The sequence below is a fragment of the Pseudomonas sp. R45(2017) genome (assembly GCF_002112305.1).
GTDB classification, from domain to species: domain Bacteria; phylum Pseudomonadota; class Gammaproteobacteria; order Pseudomonadales; family Pseudomonadaceae; genus Aquipseudomonas; species Aquipseudomonas paraglycinae.
In genome coordinates, this window is the sequence record NZ_NEHH01000002.1 from 504,453 (window position 1) to 527,019 (window position 22,567).

A 22,567-nucleotide genomic window follows, 5' to 3' on the forward strand; every position below is an offset into this window, starting at 1 on the left:
ACAGGCAGTGCCAAAACGGCGTCCGGCGCCCGCTGCCGCGTTTCCCCTAGTCATGAGAGGGCATTTTTTGTCTACATCGAACGCGTTGATCAGTGCAAAAGCCGCCACCGGCATCGAGGGTCTCGACGATATCCTGGCTGGTGGTTTGTCCCGCAGTCATGTTTTCTTGCTGGAGGGCGAGCCTGGAACCGGTAAAACCACAGTCGCGTTGCATTTTTTGCTGGCCGGTGCCCGTGCCGGCGAACGTTCGTTGTACATCACGCTGTCCGAAACCGAGCGCGAATTGCGCCAGGGCGCGGCGTCCCACGGTTGGGAACTGAACGAAAACATCGAAATTTTCGAGCTGACGCCGCCCGAAAGCCTGCTCAACGCCGAGCATCATCAGAGCCTTCTGTACTCCTCGGATCTTGAACTGGGCGAAGCGACCAAGCAGATTTTCGAAGTGGTCGAGCGGTTCAAACCCACGCGGGTCGTGCTCGACAGTCTCTCGGAAATCCGCCTGCTGGCGCAAAGCTCCCTGCGCTACCGTCGACAGATCCTGGCGATCAAGCATTACTTCGTGCGCTACGACGCCACGGTATTGCTGCTGGACGACCTGACCACCGAATCCCTCGACAAAACCGTTCACAGTGTCGCGCACGGCGTGATCCGCCTCGAAGAACTGACCCCCAACTATGGCGCCGAACGCCGTCGCGTGCGAGTGATCAAGTACCGAGGCCAGAAATACCGCGGAGGCTTCCATGACTTCACCATCATGGGCGATGGCGTGCACGTCTTCCCGCGTCTGGTGGCGGCGGAGCACCGGGGCGATTACCCGCGGTTGCAACTGTCCAGCGGCATCAAGGAAATGGACGCCCTGCTGGGTGGCGGTATCGAGACTGGCTCCAGCACGCTGATTCTGGGCCCGGCGGGGACCGGCAAATCCTTGATCACCATGATTTTCGCGGCAGCCGCCGTGGCGCGTGGTGAAAAGGCCGCGCTGTTCATTTTCGACGAAGAACTGGGCCTGCTGTTCGAGCGCATGAATAACATTGGCATCGACCTCAAGGCCCTGCAGGCCACCGGCAATCTGCTGATCGAACAGGTGGATGCTGCCGAGCTTTCTCCTGGCGAGTTTTCCCACCGGGTGCGACGCTGCGTCGATGAAGGTGACATCAAGACCGTTGTGATCGACAGCATCAACGGCTATCAGGCCGCGATGCCGGAAGAGAACGCGCTGGTATTGCACATGCACGAACTGTTGCTGTACCTGAACCGCAAGGGCGCCGCGACGTTCATGACCGTCGCCCAGCATGGACTGGTCGGCGACATGCAGGCCCCGGTAGACATTACCTACCTCGCCGACACAGTGATTCTGCTGCGTTATTTCGAAGCCCTCGGCAAGGTACGCCGGGCGATTTCGATCATCAAGAAACGTACCGGCAGCCATGAATCGACCATTCGTGAATACCGCATTTCCAAGCAAGGCATGACCATCGGTGAACCGCTGGAAGCCTTCCAGGGTGTGCTGCGCGGAGTCCCCACCTACCTCGGCGCGAGTAACCCGCTGCTCAAGGATGACAACTTGTGACCCTCACCGTACCGCTGTCGGAACGGGCGTTGATTCTTGCGCCCCAGGGTCGCGACAGCCAAGTGGCGCTGATGATCCTCAACGAGGCCGGATACGGTGGCCTGATCACGCCCGATCTGGCCACCCTGTGCACCGAACTCGAGCCTGGCGCCGGGCTGCTGCTGATCGCGGCCGAGGCCCTGAATGGTCCGGAACTCGAAGGCCTGCTGCTGTACCTGGAGCAACAACCGGCGTGGTCTGACTTGCCAATTGTCTTGCTCACCCATCACGGAGGATCCGAACAAGGGCCCTCGTCGCAGCTCAGCAAATTACTGGGCAACGTGACGTTCCTTGAACGCCCTTTTCATCCGGCAACGTTGGTCAGCCTCATTTCCACCGCCCTGCGCGGGCGACGACGACAATACGAAGCCCGCGATCGCCTGATCGATCTGAGCAATAGCGAACGGCGCCTGCAATCGACCCTCGAAACCCTCGAGCAACAAGTCGAAGAGCGCACCGCACAGCTGCGGCACAACGAGGAAGCCCTTCGACAGTCGCAGAAGATGGAAGCGGTCGGCCAGCTCACCGGCGGTATCGCCCACGACTTCAACAACATGCTGACCGGCATCATCGGCAGTCTTGAATTGCTACGCCGTCGGTTGGCCCGTGGCCGCCTGGATGATCTCGACAGCCTGATCGACCTCGGTGTGACTTCGGCCAACCGCGCCGCCGGCCTGACCCATCGGCTGCTGGCGTTTTCCCGTCGCCAGTCGCTGGACTCCAAAGCCGTGCATATGAACGATCTGGTGCAGTCGATGGGCGAGCTGCTGCAACGCAGCCTCAACGAAAGCATTCAGCTGGACATGCGTCTGCACGAAAAATTGTGGGTGGCCGAGGCCGACCCCAATCAATTGGAAAGCGCCCTGCTCAACCTTGTCATCAACGCGCGCGACGCAATGCCCGACGGCGGCAATCTGGTGGTCGAGACGAAGAATCAGGTGCTGGATCGCGACTACACCGCGACCTATAGCAATCTTGAGCCCGGTGATTACGTCGTATTGAGCGTGACTGACAATGGCTGCGGCATGCCGGAAAGTGTCATCAATCGCGCGTTCGACCCGTTTTTCACCACCAAGCCAATCGGCCAGGGCACGGGGCTGGGTCTGTCGATGATTTATGGCTTCAGCAAGCAATCCGGTGGTCATGTGTCGATCGACAGCAAAATCGATGAGGGCACCACAGTCAAACTCTATCTGCCGCGCTTCCAGGGTGAATCACTGCCTCACGCACCGGTTGACATGGAGCAGGCGCCGGACGCCGTGGAAGGCGAAACCGTATTGATTGTCGAGGACGACCCGGCCGTGCGCGTGCTGGTCAGTGCGGTATTGAGTGAATTGGGTTACAGGTTTGTCGAGGCCGGCGACGCTGACGGTGCCATGCCGATTCTGGATTCGGAGCAACGCATCGATCTGCTGATCAGTGACGTCGGCCTGCCGGGCATGAACGGTCGGCAGCTGGCGGAAATCGGCCGGCAATACCGGCCAGACTTGAAGGTCCTGTTCATCACCGGTTATGCCGAGCACGCGGCGGTGCGCGGCGGCTTCCTCGACTCTGGCATGCAGATGATCACCAAGCCGTTCACCTTCGATCTGTTGACGGCGAAGGTGCGGGAAATGATCAAGAGCTGAGGCGGTTGACGCCTCAGGCCAGCAGTTCCTGAATCTTCTCCTGCAACACATCCAGATCGAACGGTTTTTCCAGGATCGGTGCCCGACGAGTGATCGGGCTGCCGGTCTCGCGGATTTCCTGCGGATAGCCGCTGATGAAGATCACCTTCAGATCCGGGCGCAATTTGACGGCAGGCTCGGCGATCTGCACGCCGGAGATCCCGCCAGGCAGGCGGAAATCAGTAATCAACATGTCCAGATGCGGCTTGCTCGCCAGAATCTCGAACGCCTGCTCGCCGTTTTCGGCCTGCAATACGCGATAGCCCTGGCCTGACAAGTAATCGGTCAGGACCATCAGGATCACCGGTTCGTCCTCGACGACGAGTACTACATCTTGTGCATCTACGCTCATGGGAAGCCTTTGTTCGGTCAATAGCTGCTGATACGACCGTGTGGTCACTCAGAGGTTGCGTTTGTTTTGCCGTTTTCCTGGAGCGGCAGACAAACGCGAAACAGGGCGCCCTCGTTGATCTTGCTTTCGACGACGATGGAGCCGCCATGGGCGGCGACGATCTGCTCGGAAATGAACAGACCCAGCCCGAGGCCGGCCACCACCGTCTTGGCGGAGACCCGTTCGAACTGTTGAAAAATGCGTTTCTGGTTCTCCTCGCTGATGCCGATGCCCTGATCCTGAACTTCGACCCGAGCCTCATTGCCTTCGCGATAAACCCGAACCTGGATCGGACTTTTGCCGCCATAACGCAACGCGTTGGTCAGCAGGTTCGACACCACCTGCTCGATACGGAATTCATCCCACTGCCCTTCCACCGGCTCGGTCGCGGTGAAGCTGACTTCGGTCTCGGCAGCTTCGATCTGCTGGGCGAAATTCTCCAGCAGAGTGCCCACCAGTTGCGCGAGATCGAAGCGACTCGGTCGGATCGACAGCTTGCCGGTGCGGATCCGCGACACGTCGAGCATGTCCTCGATCAGCCGGATCAGGCTTTTGATCTGGCGCTCGTCGCGGTCGACCATGGCGTGCATCTTGTCGAGGGTGAACGCGGCGGCGTTGTCCCGGGCCAGGTGCATCTTGCGCAGTTGGGTCTCGAGGATCAGGCCGTTGAGCGGCGTGCGCACTTCGTGGGCGACGATCGACATGAAATCGTCACGCATGCGCACCGCCTGCTCCAGTTCGCCCTGGGTGCTTTGCAGTTGCTGCAGCAGCGCTTCCTGTTCGCGACGACTCTGCTCCAGGGCTTCGACCTGTTGCTTCATCGCCTTGCTCTGGCGGTACAGGTCGACGAAGACGTTGACCTTGCTCTTCACCGCATGGATATCCAGCGGCTTGTGCAGGAAGTCCACAGCACCGCTTTCATAGCCTTTGAACGCGTAATTGAGTTCACGGCCGGCGGCGCTGACGAAGATGATCGGGATGTTTTTGGTTTTCTCGGTACCACGCATCAGCTCGGCCAGCTCGAAGCCGTTCATGCCGGGCATCTGCACGTCGAGGATGGCCATGGCGAATTCGTGTTGCAGCAGCAGCGACAGTGCTTCGTCCGCCGACAATGCTTTGTAGACGGTGCGATCCTCACGTTTGATCAGCGCTTCGAGGGCCAGCAGGTTCTCGGGCAGATCGTCGACGATCAGCAGTTTTGCCTGGATATTACTCAGCATGCGATTCGTTCCAGCTCGACAAGCAGACGGCCGATGCCGTTTATGGGAAGGATGTAATCCGGTTGATGCGTTTTCAGTGCCGCGCGAGGCATGGTGGCGACCTGCGCCTCGTCGGGGTCCTGCACGATGGTCAGGCCGCCCAGGCGTTTGACTTGCGCCAGGCCCCGTGCGCCATCGTGGTTGGCGCCGGTCAGCAACACGGCGGCCAGCGCCGGCCCATAGGCATCGGCGGCGGATTCGAACAGAAAGTCGATCGAAGGCCGCGAATGATGCAGGCGGTCTTCAAGGCTCAGCGACAGGCTGAAATCCTGTTCTACCGACAAGTGATAACCCGGCGTCGCGAAATACACGGTGCCGGGGGTGATGTCCTGCTTGTCGATGGCCTCTGCGACCGGCAGCGCCACTCGCCGGGCAAACACCTCGGCGAGCTGGCTGCGGCGCTCTTCCGGCAAATGCAGGACGATGATGATCGGCAGACCGAACCCGGCACGCAGTGAACCAAGCAAGGTCAGCAAAGCCTCAACGCCACCGGCGGAAGCTCCGACCACAATCGCCCCGACACGAGGCAAATCCGCTGCACTGTTCATGATTTACGGTAGATCCGTTCTTGTTTCACCAGCGGTTCGAACTGGTTGGAGTAGCCGGAAAAATCCAAAGTTTCCTTGCTGCCCAAGACCAGGAATCCACGGTGGCACAATGATTCATGGAACAACCCGAACGCTCGATCCTGAAGTTTTTTATTGAAGTAAATCAACACGTTACGACACGAAATTAATTGAGTTTCGGAGAATACACTATCGGTCGCCAGGCTGTGATCGGCGAAGGTCACGTTCTCGCACAGGCTCTTGTCGAAAATCGCGTAGCCATAGGCTGCAGTGTAGTAGTCGGCGAACGAGCGCTGACCGCCGGCCTGCTGATAGTTGGCGGTGTAAGCGCGCACGTTTTCCATCGAAAAGATCCCCTGCTTGGCCTTGTCCAGCGAGCGCGGGTTGATGTCGGTGGCGTAGATGATCGTGCGGTCGAGCAGGCCTTCTTCGCGCAGCAGGATCGCCATCGAGTAGACCTCCTCGCCGGTGCTGCAGCCGGCGATCCAGATCTTGATCGACGGATAGGTCTTGAGCAGCGGCACTACTTCCTGACGGATCGCCAGGAAGTGCGACGGATCGCGGAACATCTCGCTGACCGGGATCGTCAGCAATTGCAGCAACTGCATGAACGCCGTCGGGTCGTGCAGGACTTTCTCCTGCAAGGCCGAGATGGTCGCGCACTCGAACTGGCTCAGCGCGTGTTGCACCCGGCGCTTGATCGAGGCGCCGGAGTAATCGCGAAAGTCATAGCTGTACTTGAGATAAATCGCCTCAATCAACAGCCGCAGTTCGATTTCACTGTTTCGTTCAACGGGATTACTACGTTCCACTAAATGCGTTCCATCTTCGGCAACCACACGCGAATCAGCGAGAACAGGCGATCCAGGTCAATGGGCTTGGCCAGGTAATCATTGGCGCCCGCCTGCAGGCAGCGCTCCTGATCGTCCTTCATGGCCTTGGCCGTCACCGCGATGATCGGCAGCTTGCGCCAGCGCGGATCCTTGCGGATTTCCATGGTGGCTTCGAAACCATCCATTTCCGGCATCATCACATCCATCAGCACCAGGTCGATGTCCTCGACTTCATTCAGTTTTTCAATCGCTTCACGGCCGTTACGGCCGATCACCACGACTGCACCCTTGGTTTCCAGCGCACTGGTCAGGGCGAAGATGTTGCGCACATCGTCGTCCACCAGCAGCACTTTGCGACCCTCGAAGACCTTGTCGCGGCTGCGGGCGGTCTTGAGCATCTTCTGCCGTTCATGGGACAACTGCGATTCGACTTTGTGCAGAAAGAGTGTGACCTCGTCCAGCAGGCGTTCCGGCGAGCGGGCGCCTTTGATGATGATCGAGCGCGAATACTTGCGCAGTTCGGCTTCTTCGTCGCGGGTCAGGTTGCGTCCTGTGTAGACAATGACCGGCGGGAACGAGCAGATATCCTCGGTCGACATGCGCTTGAGCAGGTCGTTGCCGAGCATGTCCGGCAGCTTCAGGTCGATGACCATGCAATCGAAGATCGTCGTGCGCAGCAGTTCCAGTGCGTCTTGCGCCAGGCCGACAGCAGTGATTTCGATGTCGTCATCACCGATCAGACGGGCGATGCTTTCGCGTTGCAGATCGTCGTCCTCCACCAGCAGCACGCGTTTGACCTTTTGGGTCAGCTTGGCCTCGAGACGGGCGAACACGTCCTTGAGCTCTTCGCGGGTAGTCGGCTTGACCGCATAACCGATGGCGCCCATGTGCATCGCCGCTTCGACGCGGTCTTCCACGGAAATCACGTGCACCGGGATGTGGCGGGTTTCGGCGTGTTCTTTCAGGCGTTGCAGAACGGTCAGGCCCGAATGATCCGGCAGGCGCATGTCCAGCAGGATCGCGTCCGGCACGAATTCTTTCGCCAGGTCGTAACCTTCATCGGCGCCGTGGGCGACCAGGCACTGATAGCCCAGTTCATGGGCCAGGTCGTAGAGGATGTGAGCGAAATTCGGCTCGTCTTCCACCACCAGAATGCAGCGGGTAGTGAACGGTGCCTTGTTGCGGTCGTCGTTGAAGCGCGGGATGTCTACGGGCGCCAAAGGCGAAACCGCTGCGACAGGCGCGATGACCGGCGCAGAGGCCGGCGGGCTGAAGGTCAGCGGTGCAACCGGCGTATCACCTGGTTCGTTGTATTGCTGCGGCAATACCAGCGTAAAGGTGCTGCCCTGCCCCGGCGCGCTGCTGACGCTGATCGAGCCACCCAGCAAGGTCGCCAGATCCCGGGAAATCGACAGGCCCAGGCCAGTGCCACCGTATTTGCGGTTGGTGGTGCCGTCGGCCTGGCGGAAGGCTTCGAAAATGCTTTCCTGCTGATCTTGCGCAATCCCGATCCCCGAGTCGCGCACAATGAAAGCGATGCGATCGTCCGGCTGGCCGGCGATGGTCAGGCTGACCGTGCCCTGCTCGGTGAATTTTACGGCGTTGGACAACAGGTTCTTGATTATCTGTTCCAGACGCTGGCGGTCGGTGAACAGAGTGATGGGCGCATCGGGCTGCAATTCGACGGTGAACGTCAGTTTCTTGTCCGCCGCCAACGGTTCGAACACGCTGCGCAGGCCATCGGCCAGGCGCGCGACACTGGTGTTTTCCGGCATCACTTCGAGTTTGCCGGCTTCCACCTTGGAAATATCGAGAATGTCGTTGATCAGGTTGAGCAGATCGTTGCCGGCGGAATAGATCGATTCGGCAAATTTGACCTGCTCGGCACTGAGGTTGTCCTGCGGGTTTTCTGCCAGCAGCTTGGCCAGGATCAGCGAACTGTTGAGCGGCGTGCGCAGCTCGTGGGACATGTTGGCGAGGAATTCGGATTTGTACTTGCTCGAACGCTGCAGCTCTTCGGCGCGTTCTTCGAGTTGTGCCTGGGCCTGATTGAGCTCGGTGTTCTTCTGATCCATGGCGTCGCGCTGCTCGGCCAGGGTCTGGGCCTGTTCGGCCAGTTGCTCGTTGGTCTGTTCCAGCTCGACTTGCTGGGTTTCCAGATGGGCCTGGGATTCCTTGAGAATGCGCGACTGCTCCTCCAACTCTTCATTGGCGGTTTTCAACTCTTCCTGCTGCACCTGCAACTCTTCATTGAGTTGCTGGGTTTCGGCCAGCACTTCCTGCAGACGCTGGCGATAGCGCGCCGCTTCGATGGACGTACCAATGTTGCCGGCGATCAGTTCCAGCAGCGCCACGTCGCGATCGGTGAGCGGACGCAGGAAACCGAGCTCGATCACACCGTTGACTCGTTCGTCATCACTGGTAGGCACCACCAGCACACTGTGCGGCAGGCCTTCACCCAAGCCGGAGCTGACCTTGAAGTAGTCGGAAGGCACCGAATCGAGACGAATCAGTCGAGCCTGCTGGGCGACCTGCCCGACAAGGCCTTCATCGCTGTAGATCACTTGATTCTGTTGTTCCTGTTCGCGGGAGAATCCGTAAGTCGCCACGCGTTTGAGGCCGCCATGTTCCTCGCGCACATACAACGCGGCCACGGCGGTGCCGAGGTACTGGGCGCAGAATTGCAGAATATTGCGCCCCAGCAGATTGACCGTCAGTTGCCCCAGCACTTGCTCGGCGAGCTGGGTCTGGCCGTTGCGCAACCAGGCTTGCTGTTCCAGACGTTTTGCACTGGCCTCTTGCGCCGCCAGGGTCGCGCCATAGCTTTGCGACAGGTTGACCAGATCGCGCCGACCGACATAGGCCAGCAGACCGCTGATGCCGGCCACGAACAGCAGATAAAGGCTAATGCTCCAGATCGTGGTGCGGCGCACGTCTTCGTTGCGTGAAGCTCGCAGCAACTGCTCGGTTTCAATTACATCTTCGAACTGTTTACGTATTTCGTCGGTCAGGCGCTTGCCCTTCCCCGCTTTGACCGCGGACTTGTAATCACCGCTCGCGCGTTGCAGATCGATCATCGACTGCGCATACGTCGCCCACTCGGTTTGCAGCGCCTGAAGACGACGCAGGCGGTCGGTTTGAGCCGGATTGTCGGCAGTCAGTTCAAGCAAGGTATTCAGTGCCACGGCGATGCGGGGCTTGGCCGTCTCGTACGGGTCGAGGAAGTGCTCGTCGCCGCTGAGCAGATACCCGCGCATGCCGGTTTCCAGATCCACGGTGAGTTTCACCGCTTCGTTGGCGTTATTGATCACCCGGTCGGTGTGTTCCACCCACTGAATCACGGACAACAAATAGGTGATCAATGAGATGAAAAACACCGCACTGATCACGCCGACGCCCAACGGCAAACTGACGTTGCGGCTCAAGAGTTTGCGAAACCGTTGCTCATCAACCGAAGACGGAGAGGACATGTGGCAGCCTTGTCGAACTGGTGAAAACCAGGGAGTTTGCCCCAAAACGGCACCATGGATCCATTTTTCTCACAGCTTTAGTACTGTTTTCCCACAATTGCCTGCGCCTAATCCAAGGCCAACGGTTATCCTTGCCCCCCCCCGTTTGCGCCTATTCTTTTTTGTATCCATTCGGGAACTTGTGGCTATGCGCCACTTACTCATGCAAGAGCCCGGCATTTTTGATCGACCGGTGCCCCGTCCCCCATTCTTGAGAGCCGCCATTATGTCCAGCCCTGTGTCCACCATCCTTGTAGTAGAAGACGATGCCATCGTGCGCATGCTGATCGTCGACGTGCTGGAGGAATTGGAGTTCAAGGTCCTGGAAGCGGACGGCAGCGAACAGGCGCTGGAAATCCTCAAGGACGTGAACCAGCACATCGACCTGATGATGACCGACGTCGGCCTGCCGATCATGGATGGCCGTCAACTGGCCACCGAAGCCCGCAACATTCGCCCCGCCCTGCCGATTCTGTTTGCCAGCGGTTATGCAGAAACGATTGAAGTACCGAAGGACATGCACGTAATCGGCAAGCCTTTTTCCATTGATCAACTGCGTGACAAGGTCAAATCCGTACTCGGGCAATCCTGAACGCGAGACTTCAATACCTGAATGACGCTGTCACGCGCCCTGCCGGTGGTCTTCTTGCTCGGTCTTGCCCGATGCACACCCAATAAAAACGGATCACCCGACACGTGGATTATGGTCTAATCCGCGCGCCTTTTTTCCGTCTCTTCGTTTCAGGAACCGTTTCTCATGAGTCAGCCCGCAACCAAAGTCCTCGTCATTGGTTACGTCTGGCCGGAACCCCGCTCCTCCGCTGCGAGCGGGCATGTGATGCAGATTCTCGAGACGTTCCTGCAACAGGGCTGGCAAATCACTTTTGCCAGCCCGGCCGGCACTGGCGAACACCGCGCCGACCTGACCGCGCTGGGCATCCGCGAAGTCCCGATCGAACTGAACAACAGCAGTTTCGACACATTCATCAGCGAACTGATGCCGGATATCGTGTTGTTCGACCAGTTCATGATCGAAGAACAATTCGGCTGGCGCGTGGAGAAACATTGCCCCGATGCCCTGCGGGTACTGGAAACCTCGGACCTGCAAAGCTTGCGGCATGCACGGCATCAGCGGTTGAAGGACCGGCTGAAGCTCAGCGATGACGCCAACGACTTCGCTGAGCTATTTGCCCCGGCGCTGGCTGAAGAGTTCGAGCTGATGGCGGACACCGATCTGGCCAAACGCGAGATCGCCGCCCTGTATCGCTGCGACCTGAACCTGATGATCTCGCAGGTGGAAATCGAGTTGCTGGTGCAGCAGTTCAAGCTGCCGCCCGAGCTGTTGCACTGGTGTCCCTTGATGGTCGAGCCACCAAGTACGCCAGCGAAACCCTTCGAGGAGCGCGCGCATTTCCTCAGTATCGGCAACTTCCGTCACGCGCCGAACTGGGACGCCGTGTTGTGGATGAAATCCACCGTCTGGCCGCTGATCCGCGAGCAACTGCCAAAAGCCCAATTACATCTGTACGGCGCCTACACGCCGCCCAAGGCAGCAGCACTGCACAATGCCGCGCAGGGTTTTCACATCATGAACTGGGCCGAGGATGCGTTGCAGGTCATGTCCGATGCGCGCATCTGCCTGGCGCCCTTGCGTTTTGGCGCCGGAATCAAGGGCAAATTGATTGATGCCATGCTCTGCGGCACACCGAGTGTCACCACGCCGATCGGGGCTGAAGGCATGCATACCGATCAGCCATGGCCGGGGGCGATCTGCCGCACCGCGCAGGATCTGGCCAATGCCGCAGTGAAGCTTTATAGCGATGACATTGCCTGGCAAGCGGCCCGGTCCCATGGGCAAACGCTACTCGAGGACGTTTATCAGCAAGCGATACATGGTCCGGCATTAATCAATAAACTGTTGGACTGCCGTAAAAATCTTGCCCAACTAAGAAAGAACAATTTCACCGGCAGCATGCTGCGACATCATTCACATAAAAGTACGCAATACATGGCGCAGTGGATTGAAGCAAAAAACCTGAACAAGTAATTCGCTCTCGAAATGTATAAACACAAGAGCCAATAAATTGCATCAATCCATCGTTGGCAAATAAACAAATTAAACACTATAAACATCCTGCCTTCACCACTCTCATCATTTGAAAGTGGTGCAATCAATCAACTAGTGCAGGATGCATACATGATCGACAACAACAACTTCGCCACCCATGACTGGATGGCGGCGACACCTTCCATCGATTCTCTTTCCATTTCTGAGCTGACGCTGCCAGGAACCCACAACGCCGGCAGCGACTGGCGCGCCGACTATCCAGTTTTCGGCCCACCCCGCCACTGGCTCGCCTGCCAGCATGATTCGTTCCACGCTCAGCTACACCATGGCGCAAGGGTGCTGGACATTCGCCTGATCTACGACTCCAAGGCAGAAGGCGTCGGCAAGTTTCGTGCTCACCATGGCGGGCACCGCAACTCCCGAACCCTGGGTAACCTGATCACCGACCTGGAAAGTTTCCTGAAACAAAACCCGGATGAGTTCATTGTTCTTGACTTCCATAGTCTGGATGGCAACGACTTCGATTATGTCTATTTCAATAACATGATGATTCACTTTCTCGGCCACCGTTTGATTCCGAGTCGAAATCTGAGTGCCAGCCTCGGCCAGCTTAAACAAATCAACAATGAGCAACGTATATTCGTTGCCGCCCGTTCGCACTGGCAACTGGATCGCAGCGTGTTCATCGATTACATCAACCATCAATGGTCGGGTAACGACCTGACCGGAACGGCGGAACTGAAGCAATTCATCGGCAATGTCCTGAAGTCCCCACCGGGCTCCTGGAAACCCTGGTCGTTGTCCGCCACCAGTTACACGGCGCTGGGCGGGCCGGTCGATATTCATAAGGAGTTGAACGAGTGGTTCGACCCGAACAACAGTGACTGGGCAATGAAGTGCAACGTGATCAACGTCGACTTCATCGAAGAGACCAGCATCGTGTCGTTCTGCCGGGCAGTGAATCAGACGAAGGCGCACCTGCGCCCTGCTGATCGCCTACTGGCGTAACGGCCGCGCAAAGAGGCATGATCGCCGGGCGATAACAAAAAAAGCGTCCGACCATGACCCGAACAGCCCGCGTCACCGACCCTTCCTATGAACTGATGGATGACCACAACGGGTTGTCCATCATCTATCGCCAGCATGGTTTCCCCTGCCCGCTGGTGCGCTGGCACTTTCACAAGGAATACGAGCTGCACCTGATCGTCGCCAGTTCGGGCAAGGTGTTCATCGGCGATTACATCGGCAACTTCTACCCGCAGACGCTGTTCCTGACCGGGCCCAATCTGCCGCACAACTGGATCAGCCAGGTGGCCGAAGACGAGGTGGTCGAGAAACGCGACATGCTGGTCAACTTCACCGATGAGTTGTTCGAAAGCGGTCATCAGGTGTTCGCCGAACTCAAGACCCTGGCGCCACTGCTTGAGCGTGCGCAGTACGGCATCGAATTCCGCTCCCCGCAGACAATCCGTCAGGCCATGACCCTGATGCAACGTATCGCCGATTCAAACGGCATCACCCGTCTCGGGCACTTTTTCATCCTGATGGAGTTGTTGGCGGCCTGCGACGACTACCAGCTGCTGTCCGGCGCGACCACCCCGCAACTGGCCGACGAGCACAACATCGACCGCACCAACCGCGCGGTGGATTACATCTTCGCCCACTACGCCCGCGAGCTACCCCTTGAGGAAGTCGCCGAGCACCTGGGCATGAAGCCGACCTATTTCAGCCGCGTATTCAAACAGGCCACTGGGCGCAATTTCATCGAATTCGTCAATCGCCTGCGCATCAGCAAATCCTGCGAGTTACTGGCCGATGGCGACAAACCGGTGACCGAGGTGTGCTTCGAGTCGGGCTTCAACAATATTTCCAATTTCAATCGGCGCTTTCAGCAGCTCAAAGGCATGACGCCGTCGCATTATCGGCGGCTGGTGGTGCAGCGCCTGACCGAGCAAAACCACGGCTGAACAGGAAAATCTGTACGGTTTCGCGCCCATCGCCCTGCTGAAACGCCCTTCCCTGCGTTTATCGCGCCAATCCCGAGTGCAAAAAAGTATCGATTCAAGTGCTAGGGATGATTTGTCAGCCCTGCGTCAGAAGGCTGTAATCAGTGCACATTCTTCCCCCGCCGGAAGAACACAAAAACAATAACTGTCCTTCTGCCCCCGCCGGGTGCAGAAAAGGAGTGCACGATGCAACCCACTGCAAAAGCTCTGCTGGCCCTCACCTGCATGACCCTCAGCAGCGTCAGCCTTGGCGCCCAGACCCTGACCATCGCCACCGTCAACAACAGCGACATGATCCGTATGCAAAAGCTCTCGAAAACCTTCGAGACCGAGCATCCGGACATCAAGCTCAATTGGGTGGTGCTGGAAGAAAACGTTCTGCGTCAGCGCCTGACCACCGACATCGCCACTCAGGGCGGTCAGTTCGACGTGTTGACCATCGGCATGTACGAAGCCGCACTCTGGGGTGCCAAGGGTTGGCTGGAGCCGATGAAGGATCTGCCGGCCAGCTACGCCCTCGATGACGTGTTCCCGTCCGTACGCGAAGGCCTGTCAGTCAAGGGTTCGCTGTACGCCCTGCCGTTTTACGCTGAAAGCTCGATCACCTACTACCGCACCGACCTGTTCAAGGACGCCGGCCTGACCATGCCGGAGCGTCCAACCTGGGAACAGATTGCCGGCTTCGCCGAAAAACTCACCCACAAGGACAAGGAACAATACGGTATCTGCCTGCGCGGCAAGGCCGGCTGGGGCGAGAACATGGCGCTGATCACCACTGTGGCCAACGCCTATGGCGCACGCTGGTTCGATGAGCAGTGGAAACCCGAATTCAGCGGTCCGGAGTGGAAGAACGCGTTGAACTTCTACGTCGACACCATGAAGAAATCCGGCCCGCCGGGTGCCTCCAGCAACGGTTTCAACGAAAACCTCGCCCTGTTCAACAGCGGCAAATGTGCAATGTGGGTCGACGCCAGCGTCGCCGGCTCGTTCGTCACCGACAAGACTCAAAGCAAGGTCGCCGATCATGTCGGCTTCACCTACGCGCCGCATCAGGCCACCGACAAAGGCTCGGCGTGGCTGTACTCGTGGGCGCTGGCGATTCCGACCAGCTCCAAGGCCAAGGAAGCCGCCAAGCAATTCAGCGCCTGGGCTACCTCCAAAGAGTACGGCGAACTGGTCGCCAAGACCGACGGCATCGCCAACGTTCCGCCGGGCACACGCGCCTCGACCTACAGCGACGCGTACATGAGCGCCGCGCCGTTTGCCAAGGTCACGCTGGAATCGCTGAAAGCGGCCGACCCGAGCAAACCGACCCTCAAACCCGTGCCTTACATCGGCATTCAACTGGTGACCATTCCCGAGTTTCAGGGGATCGGCACACAGGTCGGCAAGCTGTTCTCCGCCGCACTGATCGGCCAGACCACGGTCGACCAGGCGCTGACCGCCGCCCAGCAAACCACCGAACGCGAGATGAAGCGCGCGGGTTATCCGAAGTAATCCTGCGAAAGCCTCTCCTGCCTCCTGCGGGAGCGAGATTGCTCGCTCCCGCACGGGATCTCCATAGGTCTGTATGACTCGGTTGTGATCACCATGAATACTTCAACTGCCAAAGCCCACATCGACCTGTCGCAGCCCCGGCGCAAAAGCCGTGTGGCCAATCCCGGCTGGTTTCTGGTCAGCCCTTCGGTGGCCCTGTTGCTGCTGTGGATGATCGTGCCGCTGGGCATGACCGTCTATTTCTCGATGATCCGCTACAACCTGCTCGACCCGGGCACCAACGAATTTGTCGGGCTGGAAAACTTCACCTACTTCCTGACCGACTCCGGCTTCATGCCCGGCGCTACCAATACCTTGCTGCTGGTAGGCAGCGTGCTGCTGATCAGCGTGGTGTTCGGCGTATTGATCAGTGCGCTGCTGGAGGCCAGCGAGTTCTTCGGTCGCGGCATCGTGCGGGTGATGCTGATTTCGCCGTTCTTCATCATGCCCACGGTCGGTGCGCTGATCTGGAAGAACCTGATTTTCCACCCGGTGTCCGGGATCCTCGCCTACATCTGGAAACTGTTCGGCGCGCAACCGGTGGACTGGCTCGCTCACTACCCGCTGCTGTCGATCATCATCATTGTCTCGTGGCAATGGCTGCCCTTCGCGATCCTGATCCTGATGACCGCCATGCAGTCCCTCGACCAGGAACAGAAAGAAGCCGCCCGCCTCGACGGCGCCGGCCCGATCGCGATTTTCTGGCACCTGACTTTGCCGCACCTGGCACGCCCGATTGCCGTAGTCGTGATGATTGAAACCATCTTTCTGCTGTCGGTGTTCGCCGAAATCTTCACCACCACCAATGGCGGCCCCGGCTACGCGTCGACCAACCTCGCCTACCTGATCTACAACCAGGCGCTGGTGCAGTTCGACGTCGGCATGGCCTCGGCCGGCGGCCTAATCGCCGTGGTCATCGCCAACATCGCCGCGATCATTCTGGTGCGGATGATCGGCAAAAACCTGACTGACAAAGCCTGAGGCCTGCCATGACTCTTCAACAATCCCGCCGGCTGCAAAGCCTGCTGCTCGGCACGCTGGCCTGGGCCATCGCGATCATCATTTTCTTCCCGATCTTCTGGATGGTGCTGACCAGTTTCAAGACCGAAATCGACGCCTTCGCCACGCCGCCGCAGTTCATCTTCACGCCGACGCTGGAGAACTACCTGCACATCAACGAGCGCAGCGATTACTTCAGTTTCGCCTGGAACTCGGTGGTGATTTCCTTCAGCGCCACGGCTCTGTGCCTGCTGATTGCGGTGCCGGCGGCCTACTCGATGGCGTTCTACGAAACCCAGCGCACCAAGGGCACGCTGCTGTGGATGCTCTCCACCAAGATGCTGCCGCCGGTGGGCGTGCTGATGCCGATCTACCTGCTGGCCAAGAGTTTCGGCCTGCTCGACACGCGCATTGCGCTGATCGTGATCTACACGCTGATCAACCTGCCGATCGTGGTCTGGATGGTTTACACCTACTTCAAGGACATCCCCAAAGACATCCTCGAAGCCGCCCGCCTCGACGGCGCCACCCTCGCCCAGGAAATGCTCCGCGTGCTGCTGCCGATCGCCAAGGGTGGCCTCGCCTCGACCGTGCTGCTGTCGCTGATCCTGTGCTGGAACGAGGCGTTCTGGTCGCTGAACCTGACCTCGTCCAAAGCCGCGCCACTGACCGCGTTGATCGCCTCCTACTCAAGCCCTGAAGGATTGTTCTGGGCCAAGTTGTCGGCTGTCTCGACGCTGGCCTGCGCGCCGATCCTGATCTTCGGCTGGATCAGCCAGAAACAACTGGTGCGCGGCCTGTCGTTCGGCGCCGTCAAATAAGAATTCGCAAAAGGAGCGCCATCATGGCCAACCTGAAAATCAAGAATCTGCAAAAAGGCTTCGAAGGTTTTTCCATCATCAAGGGCATCGACCTTGAGGTGAACGACAAGGAATTCGTGGTGTTCGTCGGCCCGTCGGGCTGCGGCAAATCCACCCTGCTGCGACTGATCGCCGGTCTTGAAGAAGTCAGCGGCGGCACCATCGAACTGGACGGACGAGACATCACCGAAGTCAGCCCGGCCAAGCGTGATCTGGCGATGGTGTTCCAGACCTATGCGCTGTACCCGCACATGACCGTGAAGAAAAACATGTCGTTCGCCCTCGATCTGGCCGGCGTACCGAAGGCTGAAGTCGAGAAGAAAGTCGGCGAAGCTGCGCGCATACTCGAACTGGGCCCGATGCTCGAACGCAAGCCGAAACAACTGTCCGGCGGCCAGCGTCAGCGCGTTGCCATCGGCCGGGCAATCGTGCGCAACCCGAAAATCTTCCTGTTCGACGAGCCGCTGTCCAACCTCGACGCCGCCCTGCGGGTACAGATGCGCCTGGAACTGCTGCGCCTGCACAAAGATTTGAAAGCGACGATGATCTACGTGACCCACGATCAGGTCGAAGCCATGACCATGGCCGACAAGGTCGTGGTGCTCAATGGCGGCAAGATCGAGCAGGTCGGCTCGCCGCTGGAGTTGTACCACCACCCCGCCAACCTGTTCGTCGCCGGCTTCCTCGGCACGCCGAAAATGGGCTTTCTCAAAGGCCGGATCGCGCGGATCGATGGCGCGAGCTGCGAAGTCTCGCTGGAGGCCGGTACCCGCATCACCCTGCCGTTCAACGCGTCGAACCTGAGCGTCGGCAGCGCCGTGACCCTGGGCATTCGCCCGGAACATCTGGAACTGGCGCAAGCGGGCGACTGCACCCTGCAAGTCACCGCCGACGTCAGCGAGCGGCTGGGCAGCGACACCTTCTGCCACGTCAAGACCAACGCCGGCGAAGCCCTGACCATGCGCGTGCGCGGTGATCTGGCGAGCCGTTACGGCGAACAACTGAACCTGCACCTGGACGCTGCCCACTGTCATCTGTTCGATGCCGACGGCGTGGCGCTGACCCGCCCGCTGCGCGCGGCCGCCTGATTTCGAGACTGACCCGATGAAACTGAACAAGCAAAACCTCAACCGCCTGGCCGCCGAAGTGAAGCTTCCGGCCTACAGCCTCAGCGACACCCGCCAAGGCATCGCCCACATTGGCGTCGGCGGCTTCCATCGCGCGCATCAGGCGTATTACACCGATGCGCTGATGAACACCGGTGAAGCGCTGGACTGGGCGATTTGCGGCGTCGGCCTGCGCGCCGAAGACCGCCGCGCCCGGGACGACCTCAAGGAGCAGGATTACCTGTTCACCCTGTTCGAACTGGGCGACAGCGACGACACCGAAGTCCGCGTCATCGGCGCGATCCGCGACATGCTGCTGGCCGAGGACAGCGCCCAGGTGCTGATCGACAAACTCGCGGATCCGCAGATCCGCATCGTCTCGCTGACCATCACTGAGGGCGGTTACTGCATCGACGACAGCAACGGCGAGTTCATGGCGCACCTGCCGCAGATTCAGCACGACCTGACCTACCCGCAACAGCCGAAAACCGTGTTCGGTTTCCTCTGTGCCGCACTGGCCCGACGGCGTGCGGCGGGCATTCCGGCATTCACCGTGATGTCCTGCGATAACCTGCCGCACAACGGCGCCGTCACCCGCAAGGCACTGCTGGCGTTCACCGCGCTGCTGGATCCGGACTTGCGCGAGTGGATCGACGCCAACGTCAGCTTCCCCAACGCCATGGTCGACCGCATCACGCCGATGACCAGCACCGCGCATCGCCTGCAACTGGCGGACAAACACGCCGTCGACGACGCCTGGCCTGTTGTGTGCGAACCGTTCGTGCAATGGGTGCTGGAAGACAAGTTCGTCAACGGCCGCCCGGCCTGGGAAAAGGTCGGCGTGCAGTTCACCGATGATGTTTCGCCCTACGAAGAGATGAAGATCAAACTGCTCAACGGCAGTCACCTGGCCCTGACTTATCTGGGCTTTTTGAAGGGTTACCGCTTCGTTCACGAGACCATGAACGACCCGCTGTTCGTGCGCTACATGCGCGCCTATATGGACCTGGACGTGACCCCGCAACTGGCGCCGGTGCCGGGGATCGACCTGACCGAGTACAAGGACACGCTGGTGGCGCGGTTCTCCAATCAGGCGATTGCCGATCAGCTTGAGCGGGTTTGCTCGGATGGGTCGTCGAAGTTTCCCAAGTTCACTATTCCGACGATCAATCGGTTGATTGCCGATGGGCAGGAGACCAAACGGGCAGCGTTGGTGGTGGCGGCTTGGGCACTTTACTTGAAGGGCGTGGACGAGAATGGCGACACTTACTCGATTCCGGATCCTCGGGCGGCGTTTTGTCAGGGGTTGGTGGCGGAGGATGCTTTGATCACTGAGCGGTTGTTGGGGGTTGAAGAAATCTTCGGTACGGCGATACCGCGTTCGCCAGAGTTTGTTGCGGCGTTTGAGTGGTGCCTGAGTAGCTTGCGTGAAGAAGGCGTCACTCGGACTCTCGAGCGTATTCTGGCCTGAAAAGCCCCTCACCCCAGCCCTCTCCCGGAGGGAGAGGGAGCCGACTGAGGTGTTTATTCGAGCTACATCGACCTGAAAGTCCGGAGCCGAACTCAGGAATTGAAACCTACACAAATCTGCTCCCTTTCCCCCTCTCCCCTCTGGGGAGAGGGTTGGGGTGAGGGGTGGCTTTAGAAGTCGCCAAAAAACCAACAGGTTCACACCATGCACAAACAACAACTATTCCTCGGCATCGACTGCGGCACCCAAGGCACCAAAGCCATCATCCTCAACGCTGTCAGCGGTCAGGTTCTCGGCCAGGGCGCCGCCGCCCACACGATGATCAGCGGCGCCAACGGCCGTCGCGAGCAAGACACCGCGCAATGGCTGGAAGCCTTCGCCCTCGCCACCCGCCGCGCTTTATTGGCGGCAAATGTCGACGGCCAGTCGATCCAGGGCATTGGCGTTTCCGGCCAGCAACACGGCCTGGTGCTGCTCGACGATCAAGGCCAGGTCCTGCGCCCGGCCAAGCTTTGGTGCGACACCGAAACCACGCCTGAAAACGATCGCCTGCTGACTCACCTGGGCGGTGAACAAGGCTCGCTGGAACGCCTCGGCGTGGTCATCGCGCCGGGCTACACCGTCTCCAAACTGTTGTGGACCAAGGAGCAGCATCCGAATGTGTTCTCCCGCATCGCGCGAGTTCTGCTGCCCCACGACTACCTGAATTTCTGGCTCACCGGTCGTGCGTGCAGCGAATACGGCGATGCGTCCGGCACCGGCTATTTCAACGTGCGCACCCGTCAATGGGATCTGCAGCTGCTGCGCGACATCGACGCCAGCGGTCGTCTGCAATCCGCGCTGCCAGAGCTGATCGACGCCCATCAAGCGGTCGGCACGATCCTGCCGGCGGTTGCCGAACAGCTGGGGATCAACCCCAACGCACTGGTATCCAGCGGTGGCGGCGACAACATGATGGGCGCCATCGGCACCGGCAATATTCAGCCGGGGGCGATCACCATGAGCCTCGGTTCTTCCGGCACGGTGTACGCCTACGCTGAGGCACCGAAAGTCAGCCCGGACGCCTCGGTCGCGACCTTCTGTTCCTCGAGCGGCGGCTGGCTGCCATTGATCTGCACCATGAACCTGACCAACGCCACCGGCGCGATCCGCGAACTGTTCAACCTCGATCTCGACGCGTTCAATGCCTTGGTGACCCAGGCCCCGATCGGCGCCGAGGGCGTAAGCATGCTGCCATTCCTCAACGGCGAACGCGTGCCGCCCCTGCCCCACGCCACCGGCAGCCTGCACGGCCTGACTATCGATAACCTGACCCAGGCCAATCTGTGCCGCGCCGCCGTCGAAGGCACCACCTTCGGCCTGCGTTATGGACTGGATCTGCTACGCCAGAATGGTTTACAAAGCCGCAGCATTTGCCTGATCGGCGGCGGTTCGAAAAGTGCGGTATGGCGGCAGATCGTCGCCGACATCATGAACACCCCGGTGATCTGCACCGAGCAAAGCGAAGCCGCAGCCCTGGGCGCGGCGATTCAGGCGGCGTGGTGCAAGTCGTGGTCGAACGGCCACGAAGACACCCTGGCCGATCTGTGCGAACGCTGCGTGAAGCTCGACCTGAACAGTGAAACCCTGCCGGTTGCCGCGAATGTTGCGGCCTTCCAGCAGGCCTATGAACGCTATCGACTGCATGTCGCAACCTTATAAAGAGCAAACAACTATGTACCTGGTGTGTGGCGAAGCGCTGTTCGATTTCTTCAGCGAAGACGATGCCGGCGGGCAGGCATCGAAAGTCAATTTCAAGGCGATTGCCGGTGGTTCACCGTTCAACGTGGCGGTGGGTTTGCGCCGACTGGGCGTGGATTCGGCGCTGTTCGGCGGGTTGTCCACCGACTACCTCGGCCGACGCTTGCAGCAAGTGCTGCAGGATGAAGGTGTACGCCCGGACTATCTGGTGGATTTCGCTGCACCGACCACCCTGGCAATGGTCGCGGTGGGCGCCAACGGCTCGCCGCACTACAGCTTCCGCGGTGAAGGTTGCGCCGACCGGCAGTTGAGTCAGGCGCACCTGCCGACGCTGGGCCCTGAAGTGCGCGGTTTGCACTTCGGTTCCTTCTCGCTGGTGGTGCAGCCGATTGCCGATACCTTGCTTGCGCTGGTGCAACGCGAAAGCGGTAAACGCCTGATCAGCCTCGACCCGAACGTGCGCCTCAACCCCGAGCCGAACATCGACCTTTGGCGCGAACGAATCGCTACGCTGGTGCCGTTGGCGGACTTGATCAAAGTCAGCGACGAAGACTTGAGCCTGCTGTACCCCGAGCAAGATCCGGCGCGCGTCATCGAAGGCTGGTTGCAGCATCGCTGCCAGGTGGTGTTCCTGACCCGTGGCGGTGAAGGCGCGACCGTGTTCAGCCGCGCTCACGGTTCATGGTCGGTGCCGGCAAGCTCGGTGAAGATTGCCGACACCGTCGGCGCCGGCGATACCTTCCAGGCCGCTTTGATCACTTGGCTGACCGAACATGAACTGGACTCGGTGGAAGGCGTGCAGCACCTGAGCCGCGAACAGATCGACGGCATGCTCAGGTTTGCCGTACAGGCCGCCGCCCTTACATGCAGTAAAACAGGTCCGGATTTGCCTTATCGCCACCAGTTGACCTGACCGCGTAGACTGGCGCCCTTTTTTGCACGACGGG

At 59.5% G+C, this 22,567-nt stretch carries 18 protein-coding genes; 13 read left to right on the top strand and 5 right to left on the bottom strand.

What is annotated here, in order from left to right:
- The first annotated feature begins 67 nt into the window (after positions 1-67).
- Entirely contained in the window at positions 68-1,570 is a 1,503-nt protein-coding gene (locus tag CAF74_RS06475; RefSeq protein ID WP_085603805.1) for an ATPase domain-containing protein, read from the top strand.
- A complete protein-coding gene (locus tag CAF74_RS06480) occupies positions 1,567-3,237 on the top strand; it encodes an ATP-binding protein (RefSeq protein WP_085745743.1) in 1,671 nt (556 codons plus the stop codon). The genes CAF74_RS06475 and CAF74_RS06480 overlap by 4 nt, the downstream gene beginning before the upstream one ends.
- Before the next feature lie 13 nt (positions 3,238-3,250).
- Here CAF74_RS06480 and CAF74_RS06485 read toward each other — a convergent pair whose 3' ends face one another.
- The 5 genes from CAF74_RS06485 to CAF74_RS06505 are packed head-to-tail and all read right to left on the bottom strand — an operon-like array spanning position 3,251 to position 9,795.
- Positions 3,251-3,628 (bottom strand): response regulator, encoded by a 378-nt coding sequence (locus CAF74_RS06485; RefSeq protein WP_007954537.1) that lies wholly within the window; start codon positions 3,626-3,628, stop codon positions 3,251-3,253.
- Between the two features lie 44 nt (positions 3,629-3,672).
- Positions 3,673-4,887, bottom strand: coding sequence for a hybrid sensor histidine kinase/response regulator (locus tag CAF74_RS06490; protein WP_085603811.1), 1,215 nt, complete (start codon positions 4,885-4,887; stop codon positions 3,673-3,675).
- Positions 4,881-5,474: a chemotaxis protein CheB gene (locus CAF74_RS06495; protein ID WP_085745744.1), complete on the bottom strand. Its 594-nt coding sequence runs from the start codon at positions 5,472-5,474 to the stop codon at positions 4,881-4,883. The genes CAF74_RS06490 and CAF74_RS06495 overlap by 7 nt, the downstream gene beginning before the upstream one ends.
- Complete coding sequence (locus CAF74_RS06500; protein ID WP_085603817.1) at positions 5,471-6,304, bottom strand: protein-glutamate O-methyltransferase CheR; 834 nt, start codon at positions 6,302-6,304, stop codon at positions 5,471-5,473. Before CAF74_RS06500 ends, CAF74_RS06495 begins: the two co-directional genes overlap by 4 nt.
- The gene (locus tag CAF74_RS06505; protein WP_085745745.1) at positions 6,304-9,795 is read right to left on the bottom strand and encodes a response regulator; all 3,492 of its coding nucleotides are present in this window, start codon (positions 9,793-9,795) and stop codon (positions 6,304-6,306) included. The genes CAF74_RS06500 and CAF74_RS06505 overlap by 1 nt, the downstream gene beginning before the upstream one ends.
- Positions 9,796-10,060: 265 nt before the next feature.
- Here CAF74_RS06505 and CAF74_RS06510 point away from each other — a divergent pair, with 265 nt between their 5' ends.
- The 11 genes from CAF74_RS06510 (at position 10,061) to CAF74_RS06560 (ending at position 22,533) form a co-directional block, all read left to right on the top strand.
- The gene (locus CAF74_RS06510) at positions 10,061-10,426 is read left to right on the top strand and encodes a response regulator (protein WP_085745746.1); all 366 of its coding nucleotides are present in this window, start codon (positions 10,061-10,063) and stop codon (positions 10,424-10,426) included.
- 165 nt (positions 10,427-10,591) lie between these two features.
- Positions 10,592-11,881, top strand: coding sequence for a glycosyltransferase (locus tag CAF74_RS06515; RefSeq protein WP_085745747.1), 1,290 nt, complete (start codon positions 10,592-10,594; stop codon positions 11,879-11,881).
- Between the two features lie 150 nt (positions 11,882-12,031).
- Entirely contained in the window at positions 12,032-12,910 is an 879-nt protein-coding gene (locus CAF74_RS06520) for a phospholipase (RefSeq protein WP_371857326.1), read from the top strand.
- Positions 12,911-12,963: 53 nt separating this feature from the next.
- Positions 12,964-13,869 carry an AraC family transcriptional regulator gene (locus CAF74_RS06525; protein WP_085610235.1) on the top strand — a complete coding sequence of 302 codons (906 nt, stop codon included), beginning with the start codon at positions 12,964-12,966 and terminating at the stop codon, positions 13,867-13,869.
- Between the two features lie 225 nt (positions 13,870-14,094).
- Positions 14,095-15,405, top strand: coding sequence for a sugar ABC transporter substrate-binding protein (locus CAF74_RS06530; protein WP_085745748.1), 1,311 nt, complete (start codon positions 14,095-14,097; stop codon positions 15,403-15,405).
- A gap of 93 nt (positions 15,406-15,498) precedes the next feature.
- Positions 15,499-16,425, top strand: a complete 927-nt coding sequence (locus tag CAF74_RS06535; protein WP_039768250.1) for a carbohydrate ABC transporter permease — start codon at positions 15,499-15,501, stop codon at positions 16,423-16,425.
- An 8-nt stretch (positions 16,426-16,433) separates the two neighbouring features.
- Positions 16,434-17,264 (top strand): carbohydrate ABC transporter permease, encoded by an 831-nt coding sequence (locus CAF74_RS06540; protein WP_007957423.1) that lies wholly within the window; start codon positions 16,434-16,436, stop codon positions 17,262-17,264.
- Between the two features lie 23 nt (positions 17,265-17,287).
- A complete protein-coding gene (locus CAF74_RS06545) occupies positions 17,288-18,391 on the top strand; it encodes an ABC transporter ATP-binding protein (RefSeq protein WP_085745749.1) in 1,104 nt (367 codons plus the stop codon).
- A 16-nt stretch (positions 18,392-18,407) separates the two neighbouring features.
- Positions 18,408-19,880, top strand: coding sequence for a mannitol dehydrogenase family protein (locus CAF74_RS06550; protein WP_085745750.1), 1,473 nt, complete (start codon positions 18,408-18,410; stop codon positions 19,878-19,880).
- Between the two features lie 204 nt (positions 19,881-20,084).
- Positions 20,085-21,581 (top strand): xylulokinase, encoded by a 1,497-nt coding sequence (gene xylB / locus CAF74_RS06555; protein ID WP_085745751.1) that lies wholly within the window; start codon positions 20,085-20,087, stop codon positions 21,579-21,581.
- Between the two features lie 13 nt (positions 21,582-21,594).
- Positions 21,595-22,533, top strand: a complete 939-nt coding sequence (locus CAF74_RS06560) for a carbohydrate kinase (RefSeq protein ID WP_085745752.1) — start codon at positions 21,595-21,597, stop codon at positions 22,531-22,533.
- Positions 22,534-22,567 lie beyond the last annotated feature (34 nt).